The organism is Ulvibacter antarcticus, assembly GCF_003688405.1.
Taxonomy (GTDB): Bacteria; Bacteroidota; Bacteroidia; order Flavobacteriales; family Flavobacteriaceae; genus Ulvibacter; species Ulvibacter antarcticus.
Map to the genome: position 1 here is coordinate 468403 of NZ_REFC01000014.1, position 21346 is coordinate 489748.

24 protein-coding genes are annotated in these 21346 nt (G+C 36.9%); 7 read left to right on the forward strand and 17 right to left on the reverse strand.

The features are described from left to right. The first annotated feature begins 78 nt into the window (after positions 1-78). Positions 79-1014 carry a peptidylprolyl isomerase gene (locus BXY75_RS13800; RefSeq protein WP_121908342.1) on the forward strand — a complete coding sequence of 312 codons (936 nt, stop codon included), beginning with the start codon at positions 79-81 and terminating at the stop codon, positions 1012-1014. 87 nt (positions 1015-1101) lie between these two features. After that, complete coding sequence (locus BXY75_RS13805; protein WP_121908343.1) at positions 1102-1638, forward strand: YfiT family bacillithiol transferase; 537 nt, start codon at positions 1102-1104, stop codon at positions 1636-1638. A gap of 156 nt (positions 1639-1794) precedes the next feature. Here the strand turns inward: BXY75_RS13805 and BXY75_RS13810 are convergent, their stop codons facing one another. Further along, positions 1795-2349, reverse strand: a complete 555-nt coding sequence (locus tag BXY75_RS13810) for a thioredoxin family protein (protein ID WP_121908344.1) — start codon at positions 2347-2349, stop codon at positions 1795-1797. A 121-nt stretch (positions 2350-2470) separates the two neighbouring features. Here BXY75_RS13810 and BXY75_RS13815 point away from each other — a divergent pair, with 121 nt between their 5' ends. Further along, complete coding sequence (locus BXY75_RS13815) at positions 2471-2782, forward strand: phosphoribosylpyrophosphate synthetase (RefSeq protein WP_121908345.1); 312 nt, start codon at positions 2471-2473, stop codon at positions 2780-2782. Positions 2783-2889: 107 nt separating this feature from the next. On the opposite strand, the gene BXY75_RS13820 is transcribed toward BXY75_RS13815, so the two are convergent. Further along, positions 2890-3495, reverse strand: a complete 606-nt coding sequence (locus BXY75_RS13820) for a DinB family protein (RefSeq protein WP_121908346.1) — start codon at positions 3493-3495, stop codon at positions 2890-2892. Between the two features lie 248 nt (positions 3496-3743). On the opposite strand from BXY75_RS13820, the gene BXY75_RS13825 reads away from it, so the two are divergent. Genes BXY75_RS13825 through BXY75_RS13835 form a run of 3 tightly spaced genes read left to right on the forward strand, consistent with a single transcriptional unit; the run spans position 3744 to position 5447 of the window. After that, complete coding sequence (locus tag BXY75_RS13825) at positions 3744-4079, forward strand: tRNA-binding protein (RefSeq protein WP_121908347.1); 336 nt, start codon at positions 3744-3746, stop codon at positions 4077-4079. A gap of 11 nt (positions 4080-4090) precedes the next feature. Next, on the forward strand, positions 4091-4624 hold the full coding sequence (locus BXY75_RS13830; RefSeq protein ID WP_211331826.1) for a DUF6265 family protein: 534 nt from the start codon (positions 4091-4093) through the stop codon (positions 4622-4624). A 7-nt stretch (positions 4625-4631) separates the two neighbouring features. Further along, entirely contained in the window at positions 4632-5447 is an 816-nt protein-coding gene (locus BXY75_RS13835) for a GNAT family N-acetyltransferase (RefSeq protein WP_121908349.1), read from the forward strand. A gap of 1 nt (position 5448) precedes the next feature. On the opposite strand, the gene BXY75_RS13840 is transcribed toward BXY75_RS13835, so the two are convergent. From BXY75_RS13840 to BXY75_RS13865, 6 genes are all read right to left on the reverse strand, one after another. Then, positions 5449-5832 carry a RidA family protein gene (locus tag BXY75_RS13840; RefSeq protein WP_121908350.1) on the reverse strand — a complete coding sequence of 128 codons (384 nt, stop codon included), beginning with the start codon at positions 5830-5832 and terminating at the stop codon, positions 5449-5451. A 23-nt stretch (positions 5833-5855) separates the two neighbouring features. Next, the gene (locus BXY75_RS13845) at positions 5856-6308 is read right to left on the reverse strand and encodes a pyridoxamine 5'-phosphate oxidase family protein (protein WP_121908351.1); all 453 of its coding nucleotides are present in this window, start codon (positions 6306-6308) and stop codon (positions 5856-5858) included. Between the two features lie 28 nt (positions 6309-6336). Continuing rightward, positions 6337-6627 carry a DUF1272 domain-containing protein gene (locus tag BXY75_RS13850; RefSeq protein ID WP_121908352.1) on the reverse strand — a complete coding sequence of 97 codons (291 nt, stop codon included), beginning with the start codon at positions 6625-6627 and terminating at the stop codon, positions 6337-6339. A gap of 63 nt (positions 6628-6690) precedes the next feature. Continuing rightward, positions 6691-7185: an SRPBCC family protein gene (locus BXY75_RS13855; protein ID WP_121908353.1), complete on the reverse strand. Its 495-nt coding sequence runs from the start codon at positions 7183-7185 to the stop codon at positions 6691-6693. 127 nt (positions 7186-7312) lie between these two features. Beyond that, the gene (locus BXY75_RS13860; RefSeq protein WP_121908354.1) at positions 7313-8758 is read right to left on the reverse strand and encodes a S41 family peptidase; all 1446 of its coding nucleotides are present in this window, start codon (positions 8756-8758) and stop codon (positions 7313-7315) included. Positions 8759-8816: 58 nt separating this feature from the next. After that, the gene (locus BXY75_RS13865; protein ID WP_121908355.1) at positions 8817-9719 is read right to left on the reverse strand and encodes a hypothetical protein; all 903 of its coding nucleotides are present in this window, start codon (positions 9717-9719) and stop codon (positions 8817-8819) included. Between the two features lie 115 nt (positions 9720-9834). Between BXY75_RS13865 and BXY75_RS13870 the strand changes: the two genes are divergently transcribed. After that, positions 9835-10335, forward strand: a complete 501-nt coding sequence (locus tag BXY75_RS13870; RefSeq protein WP_121908356.1) for a MarR family winged helix-turn-helix transcriptional regulator — start codon at positions 9835-9837, stop codon at positions 10333-10335. Positions 10336-10342: 7 nt separating this feature from the next. On the opposite strand, the gene BXY75_RS13875 is transcribed toward BXY75_RS13870, so the two are convergent. The 9 genes from BXY75_RS13875 to BXY75_RS13915 form a co-directional block, all read right to left on the reverse strand. Further along, on the reverse strand, positions 10343-10771 hold the full coding sequence (locus BXY75_RS13875) for a nuclear transport factor 2 family protein (protein ID WP_121908357.1): 429 nt from the start codon (positions 10769-10771) through the stop codon (positions 10343-10345). Between the two features lie 11 nt (positions 10772-10782). Further along, complete coding sequence (locus tag BXY75_RS13880) at positions 10783-11946, reverse strand: pyridoxal phosphate-dependent aminotransferase (protein WP_121908358.1); 1164 nt, start codon at positions 11944-11946, stop codon at positions 10783-10785. A gap of 120 nt (positions 11947-12066) precedes the next feature. Further along, positions 12067-13119, reverse strand: coding sequence for a helix-turn-helix domain-containing protein (locus BXY75_RS13885; RefSeq protein WP_121908359.1), 1053 nt, complete (start codon positions 13117-13119; stop codon positions 12067-12069). Positions 13120-13201: 82 nt separating this feature from the next. Beyond that, positions 13202-13918, reverse strand: a complete 717-nt coding sequence (locus BXY75_RS13890; protein WP_121908360.1) for an SDR family oxidoreductase — start codon at positions 13916-13918, stop codon at positions 13202-13204. Then, positions 13908-14627: a hypothetical protein gene (locus BXY75_RS13895; RefSeq protein ID WP_121908361.1), complete on the reverse strand. Its 720-nt coding sequence runs from the start codon at positions 14625-14627 to the stop codon at positions 13908-13910. Before BXY75_RS13895 ends, BXY75_RS13890 begins: the two co-directional genes overlap by 11 nt. A gap of 9 nt (positions 14628-14636) precedes the next feature. Next, complete coding sequence (locus tag BXY75_RS13900; RefSeq protein WP_121908362.1) at positions 14637-15065, reverse strand: MarR family winged helix-turn-helix transcriptional regulator; 429 nt, start codon at positions 15063-15065, stop codon at positions 14637-14639. 86 nt (positions 15066-15151) lie between these two features. Next, positions 15152-17008 carry a mechanosensitive ion channel family protein gene (locus BXY75_RS13905; protein ID WP_121908363.1) on the reverse strand — a complete coding sequence of 619 codons (1857 nt, stop codon included), beginning with the start codon at positions 17006-17008 and terminating at the stop codon, positions 15152-15154. A gap of 86 nt (positions 17009-17094) precedes the next feature. After that, entirely contained in the window at positions 17095-18711 is a 1617-nt protein-coding gene (locus tag BXY75_RS13910; RefSeq protein WP_121908364.1) for a SulP family inorganic anion transporter, read from the reverse strand. Positions 18712-18819: 108 nt separating this feature from the next. Continuing rightward, positions 18820-21339 carry a M14 family zinc carboxypeptidase gene (locus BXY75_RS13915; protein WP_121908446.1) on the reverse strand — a complete coding sequence of 840 codons (2520 nt, stop codon included), beginning with the start codon at positions 21337-21339 and terminating at the stop codon, positions 18820-18822. Between the last annotated feature and the right edge of the window lie 7 nt (positions 21340-21346).

Below are 21346 nucleotides of genomic sequence, written 5' to 3' on the forward strand. Positions count from 1 at the left end.
TTATAACAATCCTATTATCCGTTCTATTTATTTCAAAAGCAATCCGTACCTTTGCCGCTCATAAAAAACTAGTAAGCAATGCAAGACGGTATTTACGCAAAAATAACGACTGAAAAAGGAGAAATTCTTGGAAAATTAACCTACAAAAAGACACCGGGAACGGTTGCAAATTTTGTGGCGTTAGCAGAAGGAAATTTAGAAAACAACGCGAAACCACAAGGAACGCCATACTATGACGGCTTAAAATTTCACAGAGTAATCCCTAATTTCATGGTTCAGGGAGGAGATCCTGCTGGAACAGGAGCCGGAGGGCCGGGTTATAAGTTTGAGGACGAATTCCATCCAGAATTAAAACATGATAAGCCTGGAGTTTTCTCAATGGCAAATTCAGGTCCGGGGACTAATGGAAGTCAATTTTTTATCACACATGTACCTACAGATTGGTTAGATAATAAGCATACTGTATTTGGTAATGTGATAGAAGGACAGGATGTGGTTGATACTGTTGCTCAGGGGGACAGTATGAAAACAGTAGAGATTATTAGAGTTGGGAAAGAAGCTCAAGATTGGAATGCTGTTGAATCCTTCAGAAAATTTAATGGTGCTAAGGCAGAGCGGGAAGCTGCGGCTAATAAGGCACAAGAAGATTCGATGAAAGATCTGGTTCAAGGCTTCGATAAAACTGAAAGTGGTTTATATTTTAAACACATTCAGAAGGGAGAAGGTGTAAAACCAAATCAAGGACAAACAGTTGCTGTTCATTATAAAGGAATGCTGGCAAACGGACAAGAATTTGATAATTCATACAAAAGAGGGAATCCTATCGAGTTTCCAGTAGGAACAGGACAGGTGATACAAGGATGGGATGAAGGAATCATGCTTTTGAACCAAGGTGATAAGGCTCGATTTGTAATTCCATCGAATTTGGCATATGGTGAACAAGGTGCTGGCGGAGTTATTCCTCCCAATGCAACGCTGATCTTTGATGTCGAATTGATGAATGTAAAGGGATAATTTTCACATCGAATAGAAAGAAAAAACTTTCAGAAATAATAAGTTCAGAACGCCTTAGGAGACTAAGGCGTTTTGTATTTTTATAAGATGGATATTGAAAAATTAAAATACCCCATCGGCAAATTTGATTGCCCTTCGAATATTGATTCTGAAAAACTGGAAGCCTGGATTTCGATCTTAGAGCATTTTCCAAATCGATTGGCTTCATTGGTCGAAAATCTTTCCGAAGCACAATTAAATACTCAATATCGCCCCGATGGTTGGACGGTACGGCAAGTAATCCATCATGTCTATGATAGTCATCACAATAGTTATTCGAGATATAAATGGGCTTTGACAGAAGAAACACCATTAATAAAGGTTTACAATGAAGCCGATTGGGCAAAATTATTTGACGGAGCTACGGCACCTATTGAAACTACGCTTCCTGCGTTAACAGCACTTCATGCCAAACTTGTTTTTTTATTAAAAGGTATGAAACCAGAGGATTTTCAAAGAGAGTTTATTCATCCAGATAAAAAGGAAAAGGTGACCCTTGCAGAAAATACAGGAATCTACGCCTGGCATTGCAATCATCATTATGCCCACATCGAAACTTTAGTAAAAAGAGAAGGGTGGAAATAGGTTCTTATCTATTGAAACGCTAGAATGAAAACACCTTACTAATACGGAACACTCAACGTTTAAAATTTAATGAGTAATATTCAGTTTACAGTTTACAGTTTACAGTTTACAGTGATCGGTGAGTAGTGTTCAGTAACTTTCGACGTCAAATATTTATTACTTCCATTTAATATTGCAACCAATACTGGGTTTTTGATCTTTTCGCTGCGGATTGTTATTTAAAACATTATCTAATGCTTCCCTCAGATCTCTACCGTTAACCGGGATCCCATTTCCCGGACGGGAATCGTCTAATTGTCCGCGATAGATGAGCTTTAAATTATCATCAAATAAATAAAAATCTGGGGTACAGGCCGCTTTGTAGCTTTTGGCTACCTCTTGTGTTTCGTCATAAAGGTAAGGGAAAGAGTAATTTTCTTTTCTAGCCGTATTCCACATTTCCTGAGGGCTGTCTTCCGGGTAATTGTCGACATCATTACTATTAATAGCGACAAATCCAAAGCCGGTAACTCTATAATCATTGCAAACTCTTACTAGTTCATCGTTCACATGTTTTACAAAAGGACAATGGTTGCAGATAAACATTACTACAGTACCTTTTTCACCTTTTATGCTATTTAGAGTCACTAGTTTGTTTGTCGAAGCGTCCACCAGTGAAAAATCGGGTGCTTTTGTACCAAGTGCTAACATATTTGAAGGGGTAAGTGACATAAGTTATCTTTTCAGAATTAGTGCAAGAATATAGCTCAAAGTTACAACATCATAAAGAATATATAAATTTTTGTCTGTGTCTATTATGTCTCGTAACTTTAAGAAACTAATAAAAAGAAGCATGGAAAAGTCATATACATCACTTTCGGTTGCTATTGGAGCGTTGCAGAATGAAGGATACACGGTTGATTTTAATTTAGCGAAAAATGGTTTGCACTCGAAATCATTAAAAACAGAATGGAAATCTTGTGAATTGGACGTTATTAAATATTATCGATTCGAAGGAATGACCGATCCGGGAGACAACACTATTTTGTTCGTGATAGAAACCAACGATGGAAAAAAAGGCCTGCTTGTAGATACTTATGGTGCAGATTCAGGACCGGTTTCCAGAGAGATGATTGAGAAGTTACGCATGCATACCAACGATTAAACATTTTTGCGTTCATTCGCTTATTCTAATTCATATTGTAAACAAACCTGTTCTCGAGCTAAAAGTAGCTGAGAGCAGGTTTGTTATTATTCTCTAAAATTCAGAATTTAAGAAGAAGGAAAATCTTCATCATCCATAACTTCTTCAATTTGTAATACATGTCGTTCATTATGCGCCGACATAAACAACAGTACTTGATAGGCATCCATAGTGCCAAAAGGTAATTGTGCATAATGATTGCGTAAGTCTTCAGTTGTATTTTTTACAAAGTCTGTATTTTCTTTTCTTTTGCTGAGGTAAGCTTTAAGCGTAGCATCGTGAGAACCAAATTTTCCGGTAGGCTCAAAAGGAGCTTGGGTTTTAAGCTTGTTGGATCTATCGACTATCATCATAAGAATAGCCTCATCGGTCATGGCAACTTCGCTTCTTTTTGAAGGATCTGCTTCGGTTTCAAGACTTTTTTCTAATAATCCGAAAATATTATTCTCAGACAATGCAATGTGCTCAACACATTCGGCAATTGACCATGAATCGGGGGCTGCCTTAAAATTTAGTTGTTCTTCACTAAGTCCGTCGAGTGATTCGAGCAAATGTGCTTTAGTTTTTGATAATTCCTCAATTGCAATATCTCGTTCCGTTTGTTGAAGTTGGGCGTAGCTGAAACTGGCACTTCCTAGAAATAGTACTACCAGTATTAGGATTGTTTTTTTCATGATATAATGATTTTAATTAAAATGTTCTATAACATTAATATGACGTTCGTTATATGATTATTTGGACAACCAACTACTAAAAATATAAAATTTTTATTTAACCTCTTGAAAATAAACGCATTGTATTCTGAAATTGTTCGCTATGAGTAATCCCAAAATGTTGTAAATTTAGGTTTGAATGACTTCGGAAGAAAAACGATAGTATCATCATAATTGAGGTCAGTATTCTTTTAACCAATCTGAAGTATATGAACGATCTTTCCTGGAGCGAATTTGAAAAGGTAGAAATGCGGGTAGGAACAATAACTGAAGTATCCGATTTTCCTGAGGCACGTAATCCTTCCTATAAAGTTATTATTGACTTCGGAAATGATATCGGTTTCAGAAAATCCTCTGCACAAATTACTACAAGATATACGAAGGAAGAATTAATTGGCAGGCAAATAATAGCAGTTGTTAATTTTCCGAAGAAACAAATAGGACCTTTTATGAGTGAATGCTTGGTTCTGGGTGCAGTTGAAGGAAAAGAAGTTACTTTGTTAGAGCCAGGGTTAAAAGTGAAAAACGGACTTAGAATCTCATGAATAAAATATATATGAAAAAGTTTGCCTTAAGTAGTTCCATACCCTTTATAATGATGGTTGGAATTACATTGAGTTGTAACAATCAAGTCAAAGAAAAGGAAGCTTCCGAAGTAAAAACAATTGAAAGGAATTTTGAAAAACTCGAAGCAATGCAGTGGCTGCTTGGTGATTGGGAGAACGAAACAACCCAGGAGTATTCTAAAGAAAGTTGGAAAAAAGAAAACGATAGCACCTATACTGCTTTCAGTTATACGCAGGTTGGTAAGGACACTGTTTTTGCTGAGCAGGTAATACTTCAGCAAAATGGCGAAACACTAGCGTTTACAGCCGTGGCTTACGATCAAAATGATGATAAACCGGTTACATTTACTATGATTCCTTCCAAAGTTGGACAGTTTACTTTCGAGAATAAGAACCACGATTTTCCGGAGCGAATAAACTATACAAATCCGGTGAAAGACTCTATCCATGCTTGGATTGAAGGGAAAGTTAATGGTGAAGATAGGCTAGTAAATTTTTATTTTAAAAGAAGGTCATTAGAATAAATAAGTTATGGTAATCAAAAGTCTGGAAGGAATTTCATTAAACGATATTGTTGACTGTTTGGTGTCTTCATTTGAAGGATATTTTGTGCCCTTGCCTTCGGAAGTTTCGTTCTGGGAACAACGATTTAAGGCAGCTAGAGTTGATTTGTCGTTGTCATTTGGAGTTTTTGAACAAGGTACACTAGTGGCATTTATAGTTCATGGAATTGATACCAATGATGGATTGAAAACTGCTTTTAACTCGGGAACAGGAGTGCTTCAGAAGTATCGTGGACAAGCAATTGTAGATAAAATGTATGCATTTGCTCTTCCGAAGTTAAAAAAACACGGAATACAAAAATGCAAACTGGAAGTAATTGATAAAAATATAAGAGCCATAAGAGTCTATGAACGTATAGGATTTAGTATTACAAGACGGATGAAGTGTTATAAAGGTGAACCAAAATCCGTCGGTAATCAGCAATTGGAAGTTCGAGAAGTAAAACTTTCCGAAATAGTAAATAAACCTCAATTTCCGTATTCATGGGATAATTGTCATGAAGCCATTCAGCTTTCCGGGAAAAGTTATAAATGTTATTTGGTGAACGAGCTTGAAGAGGATAATTATGTTGGTTCTTTCGTAATCAATCCTTCAAACGGATATATAGCACAGCTTGAAGCAAAATCCAAGAACTTGGAAGCCCTTTTAACGGCCGTAACTGAAATCGCTGCTTCAATTAAAATCAACAATATTGATGATCGCAGAATTGAATTAATCGCTTGTTTAGATAAAATTGGAATGGAAAATACCATCGATCAATTCGAGATGGAAATGATGCTTTAAATTAGCCGTGTTTCTTGGCTGTTACTTCAATTTCAATCTTCATTCTTGGGTCTGCCAATCCTGCAGAAATCATGGTTGCCGCAGGTTTTACATTCCCTAAGTATTTTTTCAAAGTGGGCCAGCACTTCTTAAATTCGGAAGCTTCAGGCACTATATATAAGACGCGTACTACATCCTTTAATCCGGAATCTGCTTTTTCAAGAACGTCAATTATATTTACAAAACATTGTTCGGCTTGTGCGACAATATCATCCTCAATGGTCATATTGGAATAGTCGAATCCCGTGGTGCCTGAAACAAATATCCAATCGCCATCAACGACGGCACGAGAATACCCAATCTCCATTTCGAAGCTTGAACCTGAACTAATATATTTTCTTGTCATTTTTTAGCTGATTTATCTTCAAGTTAAAATCCATACGCTTTCTTAGCGCTTTCAATTTGTTGTGATTCAGTGGTTTCCGGATATAAGATATATTTAGGAGCAATAATTGGTTTAGCGTGTTCTATCGTGATTTTGATAATAGATGCAAAGGGAAATTTACCTTCCGTCATTTTCAGAAGCACCTTCTCCATAGTTGTAAAATCGGAATCCTTTTTAGTATGGAGGGTGGCAGTTCCATGCAACTGAAAACCTTTTTGTACCAGTACATCTATAAAGCTAATACAAACCTTTTTATTCTCCTTGATATTACGAACACTTTGAGGGGAAGCGATATTGGCAATAATAATAGCATCTTCCCCAAATTCTGAAAAAATCTCTTTTGGCGAAACATTGGGTGTATTATCTGCAGAAGATGTCGCAAGCCAGCAAAGCACACTCTGATTGATATATTTTTTTATTTCCTTCGAAATTTTCATGCTTGCTGCGAGGTTTTATCTTCCTTAATTATCGCTCATTAGGCAGAATATTTACATATTTTTCTAATAAAATCTGAAACTTTTCCATAATTACCGGTTTGTAAACAACTATGTCAGTAGGAGGATTGCTTTCTAATTCAATTTTTGGGCGAATAGGGCGTTTTTCGAAACCTCCAGAGCAATTCGGACAAACATTTTGAAGTACATTATCTACACAATCCTTGCAAAAGGTACACTCATAGGTACAAATCATTGCTTCGGTGCTGTTGGGAGGAAGTGTTTTATTGCAATTTTCGCAGTTTTGCCTTAATTCTAACATGATGAAATTGTAGTTATTTAGTACTAAAATAGTTGATTGAATATAAACAATACTCGTTTTGAACTATGCATTCAACATCCCTTTTAGGCTTTCGTCTTTATTTCTAAGATCGACACCACCTTCGTAAACCGATTTTAAATTTACGAGATAAAAGGACCAACCAGAATCACATCCCAATCTTATACCTTTTTTCGAGTTATCATCAACAGGAATATTAGATTGGGTAAGGGTTACTATTACCTTGCCTTCCTTCTCTGTAAGTACGACATCCACCAAGCAGTCACCGGCAAAAGTAAATTGAAGATGATCTTTACCATTCGCTTTGGTAATCTTTCCATCTTCCGTGGGTTCATATAAATACCAGGACCATACATACGAATCTCCTTTTTCTACTCTTTTTGTCTTCGGAATTTCTTTATTTTCTGAATTTTTATAGACGGAGCGTTCCAAAAACCAGCGTTCTATTTCTGAAGCGGTTGTCCAGGCATCATAGAGTTCTTTTATAGTAGCATTTATTGCAATTTTTCGTGTAAATTTTGTCCAATCGAAGTCTTTCATAAGGATTAGTTTAGAATACTTAAAGATAATAACATAATTTCAATCGTGTTGTATCTCGTGCTATTTCAGTTGCTTAAATCCTTTTGTGTCGGTTTTTTATTTGCGAGAAGATAGATAAGTATATGCACTAGTTCGTAAACATGGATAAGGCCTTTTCTATCGCCAAATCCCCAGAATCTAAATCGTCTATCACTTTATAAAGAAATTCCTGCGGATCTCTGGGATATCCTATTTCAACGTCTGGTGGGATGCCAATACTTTCGTAATTAATTTCATTCAAGTCTAAATACACCTCACTTGACAATCCAAATTCCCAGCCATTAGGAAGGACTTTATCTAATACATCAGAGAAAACACCTTCTGTGTTAGAACCAATTTGTGTGACATTGGGCATAGATAACGCGCTAAGCGCCATAATTTCGGTGGCGCTGGCAGATTCCACGCTAATCAGCAGGTACACGGGCTTTTTGTAAGGTTTTTGTGAAGCAGGCTGTATTACTTTATTTACGGCTGTAAAACCTTCATCCAATTTGCCTTTTTTGGTAAAAACCACTTTTTCTGTTTCATTAAATCGTTTTAAAACTTCCATACCAACTTCGTCTTTTCCACCACCATTAAAACGTACATCGATAATCATGGCTGCGGTATTACCAAGTTCGTTCATGATGATGTCCATGGAGCTGATAGTTCCCGCGATCTCATCTTCATTATCGTTTGCACTTTCATCTGCGATTTCCATATAGGCCATCCAATAATCACGATAAGACAGGGTATCACTAAGATTATAATCTGATAAACACATCATCTGATTCAGTTGTAGATATCCTACATTGTCTTTCAATATTCCCCATCTCAGATTTCCATTTTTAATAGAAGTGCCTTCAGGAATGTATTTTTCGGCGACTTTTTCTGAAACCTCCCACTTTCGAAGTCGAGGCTTAGTCAGCTCGTTTTTTTCGTTTTCTGTTGCTTCGGAAGTGATTTCAGACTTCATTTTTGCAGCTGCTTTTTCTACTTCTTCCGAAGCGGATATACTTATATGACCGTCATGAAAGCTTTCGAGCATTTCGGATGACACTACGAATAATTCTGCTTGGGTCGTTTCATTGCTGACTCTAGCTCTGTATTTAGCATAGGTTTCTTCAGGATTCACCTTCCGAAGCTCAAAATAAGCGTAATGATCTTTGAAGTTTTCCCACAAAACCTCAAAATTATATTCAGGATCCATTTTCTTTTCTTCGGAAAGTTCTGATTTGCAAATAGCTGGGCTATCCTCGATTCTAGTGAAGTAATAGGTGTTAATGCCATCCTGATAACTGAGCGTATCGTTTTTCAACTTTAGCGAATCACCAAACTCGGAAACATCACCACTCATTAACGGAATACATGAAATTGAAGTAATATCTGCCACTAAATAATTCCCTGATTCAATTTTCACCAAGTGACCGTAGCCTATAGATGTGTAAACCCCGTCTATTGTTTTAGTCTTATCGGTTGTTTTATTTTCCCCGCAGCTAATGAAAAGAAAAGAGGTAGAAATAAATAGTGTTAGTAGTAATCTGAAATTTTTCATATGTGGCGGATTCGTTTTTTAGATGCTAGGTACTAGTAATGTAAAAATACCTAAAATTCTATAGGTCAATTTTTCCGGCCTTTACTAAATCTACCAAACCTCGAATTGTATAACCATGTTCCCAGTCGACAGAAAACGTTGAAACTGATTTTGAATTTAGAAATTCTAATTCAGATTCAGTTAGGCCACCAACGCGGTCATCATTAGGATTGTAGATATAAGTTACGTCCGAGAGGTCTACGTTTTTAAGAGCCTTCGAATACGAAATTTCGCCAATTGCTGCTTTAATTCGCTGCTTCGCAATATAATATTTTAGTGCCCAACCGTTATAATCGCTGTAATCTTTGGCACCTTCATCTGAAATAAATGTAACACCGTTTTTATAAATCCCGTTAAAACCTTTTTTATGAGCTTTAACTACGACTTTTGGATCATCGATTCTTCCTGAAATAATAAAATATTTATCTGCTATGGAAGGTCTTGTAGCCAAATAATGAGGAATGATAAAAGCACCATAAGAATGACCCATTACATAAACTGTTTTATCTAAATCTTTAAAATGTTTGATTGCTCTGTATAGAATTTCGGAAGAATTATCAACTTCTTTTCTCGCCATGGCCATGGTAAAATCACAGTCGTATGCAAACATGGCAGGGTTTAGAGTGTTCGATTGATGAAGATGAATAGCGTAATATTTATCGTATTCTGGCAAGTATCGCCAGCTTGATTTCTTTCTGGTTTCGAAATCCAAATCATCTTTCGGACCACCTTGTAAAAATATAGTTACGATTTGATTTGTGGGATCACCTTCTGCTAGCCATAGTTTAGTTGTGTCGCTGGGAAGAATGGTTTCGGGATAAGAGAAATTTGTATTTAGTGTTTGATTAATAGGCTGACTCGTCGCGATAGATGCAGACAGGAACAGTGAAATGGATATAATAATTGTAAGAAAAGACTTCATAGAATTGTATAAATTAAATATCTTTACATAAAGATACTTTGTAAATATAAAATTTATCTTGATATAAAGATATATTAATGTACTTTTATTTTCAAAAGGAAAAATTTATCAATAAATGAACACTAAGAATAATGATATTATCGACACATTAATTAGTGACTGGAAAAAGGAACGCCCGGATCTGGACGCTTCATCTATGCACATTGTGGGTCGAATCCTTAAACTTGGGAAGACACTAGAAAAGAGAGCTGGGAAAGCACTTCAGGAAAGTGGAATTTACTATACCGATCTCGATGTTCTGGCTACTCTAAGACGATCGGGTAGTCCCTATGAACTTACTCCAAAAGAGTTAATGATGTCTGTATTAATCACCTCAGGAGCAATGACCGCTTTATTGGATCGTCTCACAAAATTGGATCTTATTTATCGCGCACCGGATTCTTCAGATGGACGAATAAGGCGTGCCGGCCTAACTCAAAAAGGAATTGAAATCATCGATAAAGCCATAGAAACACGGTTTTCCGAAGCCACAACATCTGTTCAGACTTTAAACAACTCGGAAAAAGAACAATTATCGGACTTACTTAAAAAATTGATGGCCGCACTGAATAGTTAGCTATTTGCTAATCATCCACAATCGTAGCGGTTTTACTAATAATCTTCCAGCCGGAATCTTTAATATTCCTCAAAAGGAAAATATCCAGATAGCGGGTATTAGATTTTTCTATTAAAATCTCCACCTTAGCCGTAGCCATATCTTTTATGACTGCTACTTCTAAGATTGTTCCTTTTCTACCGTTGTACTCACCAGGAACCCGTTTTTTAAAGAAATTTGTATACTCTACAGGGGAATATCGTTTTAAAGTATCTCTTGAAACCAGGTAAAGTGTTGCATCTTCGGTGAAGGCGCTCTCCAATTGTTCAATTTCATTGTAAGAACTGCCATGTATATAGTTGTTTAGCGTTGCTTTAATTGCCAGTTCTTCGTCAGATTGTGCATATCCGAAGAATAAGGTTGATAATGCTAGAACTAATAAGATGTGTTTTTTCATTTGAATTCTTTTTATTTAACCAGCCAATCCATTGTTTGAACAACTGAGATATATTTTTCCATCGTTTTTTGATCACCTATACTAATTCGGGACCAATTAGGGTAAGTTTTTCCACTTCCACCAACAGGTGAAATTCCAGCATCATTTAGTTTATTTCTATATTTTTCGATCTCCTTTATATTTATAAGTAAAAAGTTAGTGCTGCTTGGTAGAAATTCGATACCCATAGACCGCAATGCATTTTCTGTATAAGATCTTACTTCTAGATTTTTACTTCGGAAGGCATTTACATGAGTATCATCTTCCAACGCTGTAATGGCAGCCACAACGCCTAGCGTATTGATAAGTCCGTTAAATGTATAGTGCTCACCATAGATCTTTTCTACCGTTTCCGGCAACCCCATAGCGTAACCAACTCTTAATCCAGCCATCCCATAAGCCTTAGAAAAAGTGCGAAGGATTAAGACGTTATGTTTCTGAAGCAATAATTTAACAGTATCCGGTCTTTCTGAAGGTGCTACCATATCGATATATGCTTCATCAATAGCGACCACACATTCTTCCGAAGCAACTTCCTTACAAAAATCTTCTAGTTCTGAAGCTTTTAAAATTCTTCCTGTTGGATTGTTAGGATTACAGATAAACACAAGTTTTGTTTCATTGGTAACCGCTTTTGCTGTAGCCTTAAGGTCAATGTTCATTTCTGAATCTAATGGAATTTCTATTTGCTTATGATCAAATACCTTATCAGCAAATCGCCCTACCACATTAAAAGTTAGTGCTGGCATTATTAAACTATTTTCGGTATTACCGAATGATCTCGTAAGCATGCGAAGTATATCGAAAGAGCCATGCCCTAAGATCACTTGATCGGTATTAATCCCGTTTTTCGTTGCAATCGCTTCCTTTAAATGATTTGTATCGTATTGATGAAAGGATGCATAATGATTTACCCTTTTTATCTGAGAATTAATAGCATCCATGACCTTCTCTCCCGGCCCATAAGGGTTTTCGTTCGAGAAAAGTCGGATTTTCTCTTCTTCCGTAAAAAGTGTAGAAGCATCAGATTTGTTAAATAATCCGGCTCCATAAAGCGCAGGGGAAATTGTACTGGCAACAGCGGCCAATCCTCCCAGCTGTAAGAATCGTCTTCGGTCGTATCCTTTATTTTTCATCTGTTGTGTATTTTAAACAAATGTGGGAGTAACTAGGCTTAATTCCTAACAACATCCTGATTTAGGGACATTAAAAGACGATTTTAATAGTGAAACTTAAGTTTTTAGGGAATTACTGATTTACTTTTTTCCTTCATTCTTCCGGAATTGCACTGCTGTAATAGAAGTATGTTTCTTAAAGGCAGCATTGAAGGAGGACAGACTGTTAAATCCGCTGTCGTAGGCTATCGCAGAAATTTTATAGTTTTCGAATGCTTCCGAAGCTAGTCTTTTTTTAGCTTCTTCCACACGATACTGGGTGATATACTGTGAATAATTGATGTTTTCTATCTGGTTTATCGCTTGCGAAAGCAATTTTGATGAAACTCCAATCTTCTTACTTAATTTGGACAGTTTTAGTTCAGGATCGAGGTATAATTTTTCATCGTTCATTAACTGATTCAGTTTAAGAATATGGTCTTCTGCTTCAGATTTATTCAGTGAAGAGTTCGAGTACTTTTCGGTTTCAAGCTTAAACAAAAACGGATTTTTCAATGCCCATATCGAAAAACAAATCACCACGACCGAAAACAAAAAAGCGATTCCTAAATAATAGGGGATAATTCTCGTTGAGATTAAAATAGAGATAAGCAGCATAATTAGGGTGGTAATCACGAAAAACAATAACCATTTGTGGATTTTGACTTCCTTAGAACTAGCTAGTGTTGGCTTGTTCTTCAGAAGAAAAAAGAGGGAATAGCTACTATATATTGCCATATGCACTATCAAACTGTAGTAAAATATGCGAGAAATAGTTCCCGAATCATTCGGAATAAACCAGCAACAGCCAATCACAACAAACATTGGAACGTAATGCCATATGTAAGATTTAAAGCGCAATTCTTTATTAGGATTCTTTAGAAGAGAAACATAAAACCATACGGAAGGTCCTATAGCCAATAAGATACCCAGAAACATATTTCGAATTATGGGATCGATAGGGAAGTAGTTATAAAACAGAGATTTCCCTATGCGGAGACTAAAAGCCAGAAGATAGAGGGCTAAGAAGGTATTGGCTTTAGGTTGCTGTTTCCGATTGCTAAGTAGAAAAATGGCGAAAAATAAGCTTAAAATTACTCCAATACTCCCAACTAGTAATTCGATATGCTTTAAAATATCAGGATTGAGATTCATAGCGCAAAGAAACTAAATTAAAATCAATCACCTTATTCAAAGACAAAAAGCGGAGCTTAAGTAGGGAAGAAATCTCGATGCTTTATGGGTTGTTTACAATCTTGGCTATTTTCTTCGGAAAAAATAAGTTCATGACATTAGCTGTTTTTGCCACGCCCGGATAAATCTCCTTTTTCTTTCGTTCCAGGCCATTAATTATATCTGAAGCTACTTTTTCGGGATTCATCTTGGAATTCGATACAATATCCTTGGTGAAATCAGTATCGACGAGTGGAGGCAGGACTTCGATCACACTAATATTCTTTAGCTGTTCACGTAAGGAGATGCAATAGGAGTGAAGTGCAGCTTTAGAAGCCGAGTACAATGGTAATACGTACACTGGCACCTTGGCAAGAATCGAAGTTACTACCACAATTGAAGCGTCTTTACTCTTCCGAAGTAAGGGAATACATTGAGCAGTGAGTATCACGGTGCCTTCAAAATTGATTTCCATATCATGACTTTTTTCTATGGCGATAACTTCTGAAAGATCGGTAAAGCTGGAAACCCCTGCATTGTTAATCAAAACGTCCATACTTCCGAAGTGATCCTTTACAAATTCAACGAGTTTGTCACGTCCCGTTTCTTTAGAAATGTCTGCTTTTACGGTATAAATAGACGGAAACTCTTTTTTGCATCTATCGAGAGATTTTTGAGTCCGACCACAAATGATCAAGGTATTATCCGATGCCAATTGCGCAACCAATGCCCTGCCAATTCCTTTACTACCTCCTGTAATTACTATTATCTTATCCTTCATTTTTTCTGGATTTAGTTAATTGAACAATACTCAAAACATGAATAAATACCGCGCTTGGCATTAGAAATGCAGGTACAAGTACATAAGGATAAACAATAAAGTCTGTTGAAAGTAATGGTACATCGCTACCGTATAAATGTGGCGCGTAGACCGAAGAAAGGAATAAAAATATGATAACAGCGATCACGACAAGCCCAAGATAGTTCCAAAAAATCAAGAATTTTTCGGGAAGAACGTTCATTTTAAATACTAGTACTGCAAGCACGGGGGCTGTAAAAGCAAATATCATATCGTAATTGTAGCCTTTAACTGTCACAATAGGTGTGAGAATACCCATAGCGACGGTCCAAACAAAAATGGATTCTATGAAAATCCGAAAGCTTTGATAGTAAACTAACCAACTTTTAGGAATGTGATGTATCCAGGAATTATTACGGTTTTTATAGATAAAAATTCCGGTGAAAGTAAATGCAGGAAGTATTAGAAATATAAAAAAACGAGGCGGTAAATCGAAGTTCTGCAGAATCCCTGTCGCGGCGATTCCAATGACGTACACTTGCCATAGTAACAATAGTATGACTAAGAGTAATTTCTTTTTATGTGCTTTGGGTGTCTTTCCAAAAGCTCCATTAATCGCCGTAAATCCTATGCGAAGTATAATAAGAAACATGATGATTGAAAGTCCGATGTATGCAAGTTGTAATCCCATAAGGTGGTTTTAAGAAATGTTTTTAGTTAGTTTCGAATGGATGGTATTTACGGCAGAAACACCTTCTGAACCTAACAGATTGGTTATTTCTGCCATTGCTTTTTCCCATTCAGGTAAGATGTTAGTCACTAATTTTTTTCCTGTTGAAGTGATTTTTAACTTCGGAAAATATTTCCGAGTGATATAATCAGACTCAATAAGGCGTTTTAAGTTTCGGTTCACGGAAGATTTTTCCAATTTCGCTATGTCTGAAAGTTCTTTCTGCGTGAGTTCCATTCCGGAAGAGAGAATAAAGAGTAAAGTCAGCTGACTGTCGGTAACACCAAAAGGCGCGATATATTTCCTAAATATGTTTGCTGTTAGCCTATTGATCCGACCAATTTTTCCGGATAAACATTCTCTTGGACTAAAGGATAATTTATGTGCTTCAGAACTCATGCTACAAATGTATAACAATTAGTTGTATATACAACTTTATAGGTAATTATTATATTCTTAGTTATTTCTGAAATCAAAAGTGAGGGTTATTTTTCTTTTTTAATATTGAAACTTGGCGCTTCATAATCTTCCGGTAGATAATCGGAAGGAATCGTACTCATATTGCCATCTCGGGCGGCTCTATAATGTGGCGAAAGAATTTCGATACCATTCTCATTACAAACATCCTGAATATTTTGGTGTAGGTTCGAATAAATAACAGCCTGTTTATTGGCTTCACGAATATATGCGTTGATTTGATAAGCGACATAAAAGTCTTCCAAACTGGTTTGCAATACAAAGGGAGCGGGTTCTTTCAATACTAGGTCGGTTCTTAAGGCAGCGTCGATCAAGGTTTGGTACATGTCTTTCCAGGGTACGTCGTAACCAATGGTCACAGTAGTGTGAATTATAAGCCCTTTTTCAGGCGCATCACTACTATAGTTAATAGTATGACTGTTCATTACCGTTGAATTTGGGATAGAAATTATTTCATTCTTGATGGTTCGAACTCTGGTGACTAGCGAGGATTTTTCTATTACATCTCCTACAACTTCACCAATCTTTACACGGTCTCCTATTCGGAATAACCGCATATAGGTTAAAACCAATCCTGCTATTAAATTAGATAGTGATCCTGCAGATCCGAAGGTGAATAAAAATCCTAAAAAGACCGAAATCCCTTGAAAAATAGGGGAGTCACTTCCAGGTAGGTAAGGGAAAATAACCACAATCATAAACGCGACTACCAAAACCCGAACAATCTGATAGGTAGGGTTTGCCCAATCCGGGTAGAATCCGTTGAGATGTAAATTACCTTTTGCAATCTCGTCTTTTAAAAACCGAATCCCCTTCAGAACATATCTAAAGACAAAAACTATCACAACAATAGTGATGAGGTTAGGTAAAAAATTCCAAAAACTAACAAGGATGTTTTTAATTGGATTCAGAATATAACCAAATAAAGTATCGGCAAAATTTTGTGTCCAAGGGAAAAGGCCGAATAAGATTGGTAAGGCAATATAAATGGCCAATAAAATAACAATCCATTTAAGTATTCTATTTACTAATAACAGTGCAGTTATCTGTCTTTTGGAATCAAATAAAGTGTAGTTTTTAAATTTGATTCCTTTGATGTATTTATTCTCTTGCTCCTGAATTTTTACCGCAGACCATTTAAATAGCCGAATTATATACTTGATAATAAGCCCAATGATGATGATTACTAAAAACGCAAGCCCAATTCCCTTACCAATAGTAAAAAGGCTTGTTTCGCTTCGATATCTTGTTACAGATTCACCTATTATTGTTTTGTAGTTCTTTGCCAATCCATAAGTAGTATTGTCGTTCCAAAGAGCATCATTTTCAGAAACACTTAAAATGATGCGTTCGCCATACGTAATGTCGAAAGTGGTTTCTGCTTCAACCAATTTTAATGAATCGGCCGAAAATTCCAGAACTTCCGGTAGTCGTTTTATACGTCTGCTTATAGCATCTGCACGCTCCATAGGGGAAAAACTCCCTAATTTATTATGTATTAAAAATAAGGTGTCGTTAAAAAATCCAGTTACGGGGTATCCCTTCGTACTCTTCTTTAGAGCTTCGATTTGCGATCTTCTCTGCTTAGTAAATTCTTCTTCTTGCTGATTGATTGATTGTAATTGTTCTTCGAGCTGCGCTCTTTTTGTCTCATCGGTAGATTGTAATGATACGATTTCCGCTTCCAGATTGACTTTTCGAATAGAATCAACAATTCGTTGTTTCTCCATATCCGACAACTTCTTTAAAAGCTGATCGTTACTAATGGTATCTGTAACGGTAGTGGTGCTATCTGTTTGCGCATACACAAACTGTGAGGTAAAAAAGAAAAAAACACTTATAAAGAGTAGTCTTAAAACTTTCATTCGATTCTATTAAATTCAGGCTAAAGTAGTTATTAAATAGAGAACTGATTTAATTTTAAAAATTAATTAACAATGATATTTTTCGGCTAAACCTCACTGTCTAAGGTATCTGTCATTACGTAGTAACGCGGATCATCAATATTATGTTCGATAATGGTTTCAAATTCTGGATTCCACTTTAGTAGCAGCGTTTTACAATCTGGACTCAAATGCGTTAATTTCACTTCTTTCCCAAGGTCCATATATTTGTTTGCGATATTCCGAAGTGCCTCCACACCCGAATGATCACTAACTTTCGATTCCATAAAATCAATTTCGACCCTTTCAGGATCAGTTTTTGGATCGAATTTCGTGTTGAAGTTTTGTACAGATCCGAAGAACAACGGCCCCCATACTGTATACACCTTAGTTCCATCATCTTTAAGATGTTTTCGTGCTCGAATCATAGTTGCATTTTTCCAGGCAAAGACCAGTGCAGACATTATTACACCAGCGATTACAGCAATCGCAAGATCCTGCCAAACAGTTATCGCCGAGACAGCAATCAATACAATAGCATCCGATAATGGTATTTTATGTAATATCCTAAAACTACTCCATGCGAAGGTGCCAATTACTACCATAAACATTACACCAACTAAAGCTGCAATAGGTATTTGTTCGATTAGTGGTGCTCCAAATAGAATAAAACACAGTAAAGCTACTGCTGCTACTGCACCAGATAAACGACCTCGACCACCTGAATTAACATTAATAATTGATTGACCAATCATTGCACAACCACCCATACCTCCAAAAAGACCGTTGAGTATATTTGCGCAACCCTGTGCAACACATTCACGGTTTCCGCTTCCACGGGTTTCGGTCATTTCGTCAATTAAGTTAAGAGTCATTAAGGATTCAATAAGTCCAACTGCCGCCAATATAGAAGCAGTAGAAAATATGAGACCCCAATTTCCTTTTAAAGTATCTAATAGTCCAAAGATTTGACTTTGAAAAGAAGGAAGCCCTCCTTGTAATCCTGCACCTCCACCATCTTTTATAAATGATCCAACGGTGCTTACATCAACACCTCCAAATATGGTTACGGAAGCAACGACAACAATAGCTACAAGTGCTGCGGGTACTTTTTTAGTAAGCTTCGGAAGACCAAACATTATGCCCATCGTGAGTAAAACAAGTACGAGCATAATCCAAAGCTGAGTGCCTTGCATATACACTTGATTTCCATCTACATTTTCTTTGAAGAGTCCCAATTGCGATAAGAAAATCACAATCGCAAGTCCGTTTACAAATCCCATCATTACAGGATGCGGAATCAATCGAACAAATTTTCCTAAACGAAAAACTCCTGCAGCAATTTGAATAGCACCAACGAACAAAAGCGTTATAAATAGCCATTGAAGGCCTAAGTTTTCAATTGGAACGGCTAGCGCATCACCAACCTCGTTTCCTTTCTGAATCAAATGCACCATAACAACAGCCATAGCTCCTGTTGCCCCTGAGATCATTCCAGGACGACCACCAAATAAAGATGTGATTATTCCCATCATAAAAGCGCCGTATAAACCAACTAAAGGGTCTATCCCCGCCACAAAGGCAAAGGCTACAGCTTCCGGTATTAACGCCAATGCTACTGTTAATCCGGAAAGTATATCGTTTTTTGGATTCTGAGTGAAATTCTTGATCGTTTTCTGCAACATAGTTTTCGCTTAAAAAGCCGCAAAGATATGATTTTCAGAACTAGTGGCCCCTAAAAAATATGGCTTAGTTTGATTGGGAAAATTAGCTAAGAATAAAGCAACATGGAGCTACATTTCATTTCCGAAGAAAATAGCATTCATCAGCAATTTATTAGTGCCATACCAAAATGCTCTAAAATTAGTGTTGTCTGTAAAATAAATAATACGCCCTTTCCCCATTCTTCCTGTTTTAAAAGGCACTGTATTTCCAAGTTCTTTCAAATTGACTTGAGAAATATAACCACTTAACAAGGGGTTGTCGGTGTATTGAATTGGGTTATTGTAACTTGTTTTGTCGGCTTCCACAAAAAGTGTAGTATTTCTGAAAATCGGTAAAGTTTCATTTTTATACCCAAAAGCAATGGGGTGGGAGCGATCCAGTTTTGTTTCAAAAATTGCACCTCCAATTACTTTTGCACCCGAAAACGCCCGTTTTTGCTCAAAAGTGATATTTCTTGCAGTATCTTTTAAGGTTTTAAATGGAATTTTTAGCATTTTAGTTTTATCAAGCCATTTTCCCGCATTCCTATAGGCTATTAATGTACCTCCGTTCTGCACCCAACTTTTTAAATCCTTGACGATTTCATCGCCTAACTCACTTCCAGACGTGCTAGGAACTATAATATCGGTGTACCGACTTAAATCGGCACGGGCCAAGTCTTTAGTGTCCAATTTTGTAAGTAAAATATCGTATCGCTGATCAAATAAATGCCACATTTCTCCGGCATCATAGCTGTTAATTCCCTCGCCAACCAGCATTGCAACTTTAGGAAGTTCTAGTGCTTTAAATTTACTACTGCCCAGATCAATCCCTTGATTAAGTCCTGTAGCAACACTATGAATTTTCACATTTGTTTCTTTTGTTACTTCGGAAAGAAAAGCATGCAAGTCTGAAGCCGATAATTCCTGATTCCGCACCGGAATTAGAATGGTGCCGTAGTCGTAGTTTTTATTTCCTGCTGAAAATGCCGACATGCCCACCTTGGCTCTAAGTCCTTTTTGAAGGATCATTTGAAGCGCTTTCGGACTATAATATTCATGCCATTCCATTAGATAAGCATAATTGGATTGGGTGGGAATGGTTGATTGTGGCTTTTGTAAATCTGTGATTTTATCTCCGGCCTTACTCATAGTCCCGGATTCATCATAATCGAGGTTAAATGCTAGTGGAAACGTCCATGCACTAATGTCGTAGAAGAGACTATCTCTAAACTGTGTTCGTTTTTCAAACATGGCATTGATCAATCTATGTTGTCGTTGGTTCTTCGGAATAACATAACTATATCCTTTTTTAAAGTTTTTTCCATTAGAAGAGAAATTTTCTTTCAATTCATGGATTTCAATCTTATGCCTCTGAAGTATTTCAGCTAAATGATAAGCCTTAGAGGCATCTTTTTCATCTCCAAAAATAATGGCACCTCCCGAGCTTCCTTCATTTCGGGCTTCGGAATAAAACTTACGTTGATAGTCCAAGAGCTCTTTTCTCATTGAAACGGCAGCTTCAAGAGTAGAGAGTGCTGCAGTACATTGATTGCGGATAGTAAAAGGAAATGTTAAGATTCCATTCTTGCTTTCCTGAGCATGCCCGCGAGACGAGGCTTGTTCAAATAGAATACCAATACTTCCATTGATATCAGGAAAGGTGGAGCCTTTACCATAGTAGAAATCGTCGAAATCCTCTTCAGAATAATACAAACTACCAATCTTATCGAAGGCCTGGGCATGAAATTTACCAATTGCCACGGTCAAGTCTTGATTTTTTTGTGGTGTTAACGGATGAGTTCGTGAAGGAATTCCCGGTTGAAAAAAGAAACTTGAATTCGTACCCATTTCATGATGATCGGTTAGAATATTAGGATACCAATTATGAAAGGTCTCAATACGGGCCCGACTTTCAGGAAGTTGTACAGGTAGCCAATCGCGGTTCATATCGAACCAATAGTGGTTAGTTCGTCCTCCAGGCCAGACTTCATCGTACTCACGGTCGTTGGGATCGGGATTTATGTTTTTACTTTTATTGGAATTTGCCCAATACGCGAACCTTTGCAAACCGTCAGGATTGAGAGAAGGGTCAAAAAGTATCACAGTGTTGTCAAGTAGTTCGTCAATTTTCGGGCCTTGGGCTGCCGCCAAGTAGTAAGCCACAGCGAGAGCAGCATTGGAGCCGCTGGGTTCATTTCCATGAATCGAGAAACCTTGATACACTACAACAGGCATAGAATTCGTATCGAGATTTGAAGGATTTTTCTCTGTTAGTTCGAGATGAGATTGTCGGATCGATTCGAGATTGCTGTGATTTTTAGGACTTGTAATGGTTAATAATATCAAAGGACGACCTTCGAACGTTGTTCCTCTATCTTCAATACTAATACGATCACTAGCCTCGGCAAGTGCATACATATATTGTAAAAGCTTATCATGTGTAATATGCCAATCACCAACTTCATGTCTTATAATACTTTTTGGCGTGGGCGTTTTGTCATTGTAGGTGATATTTTGTGGTAAATAATAAGACAGATCGACCTTAAAATCCTGAGCTGCTGTTAGAAAGTAAGAAAGTAAAAAGCTTAGGTAAAGAAGGGTTCTCATCATTTTG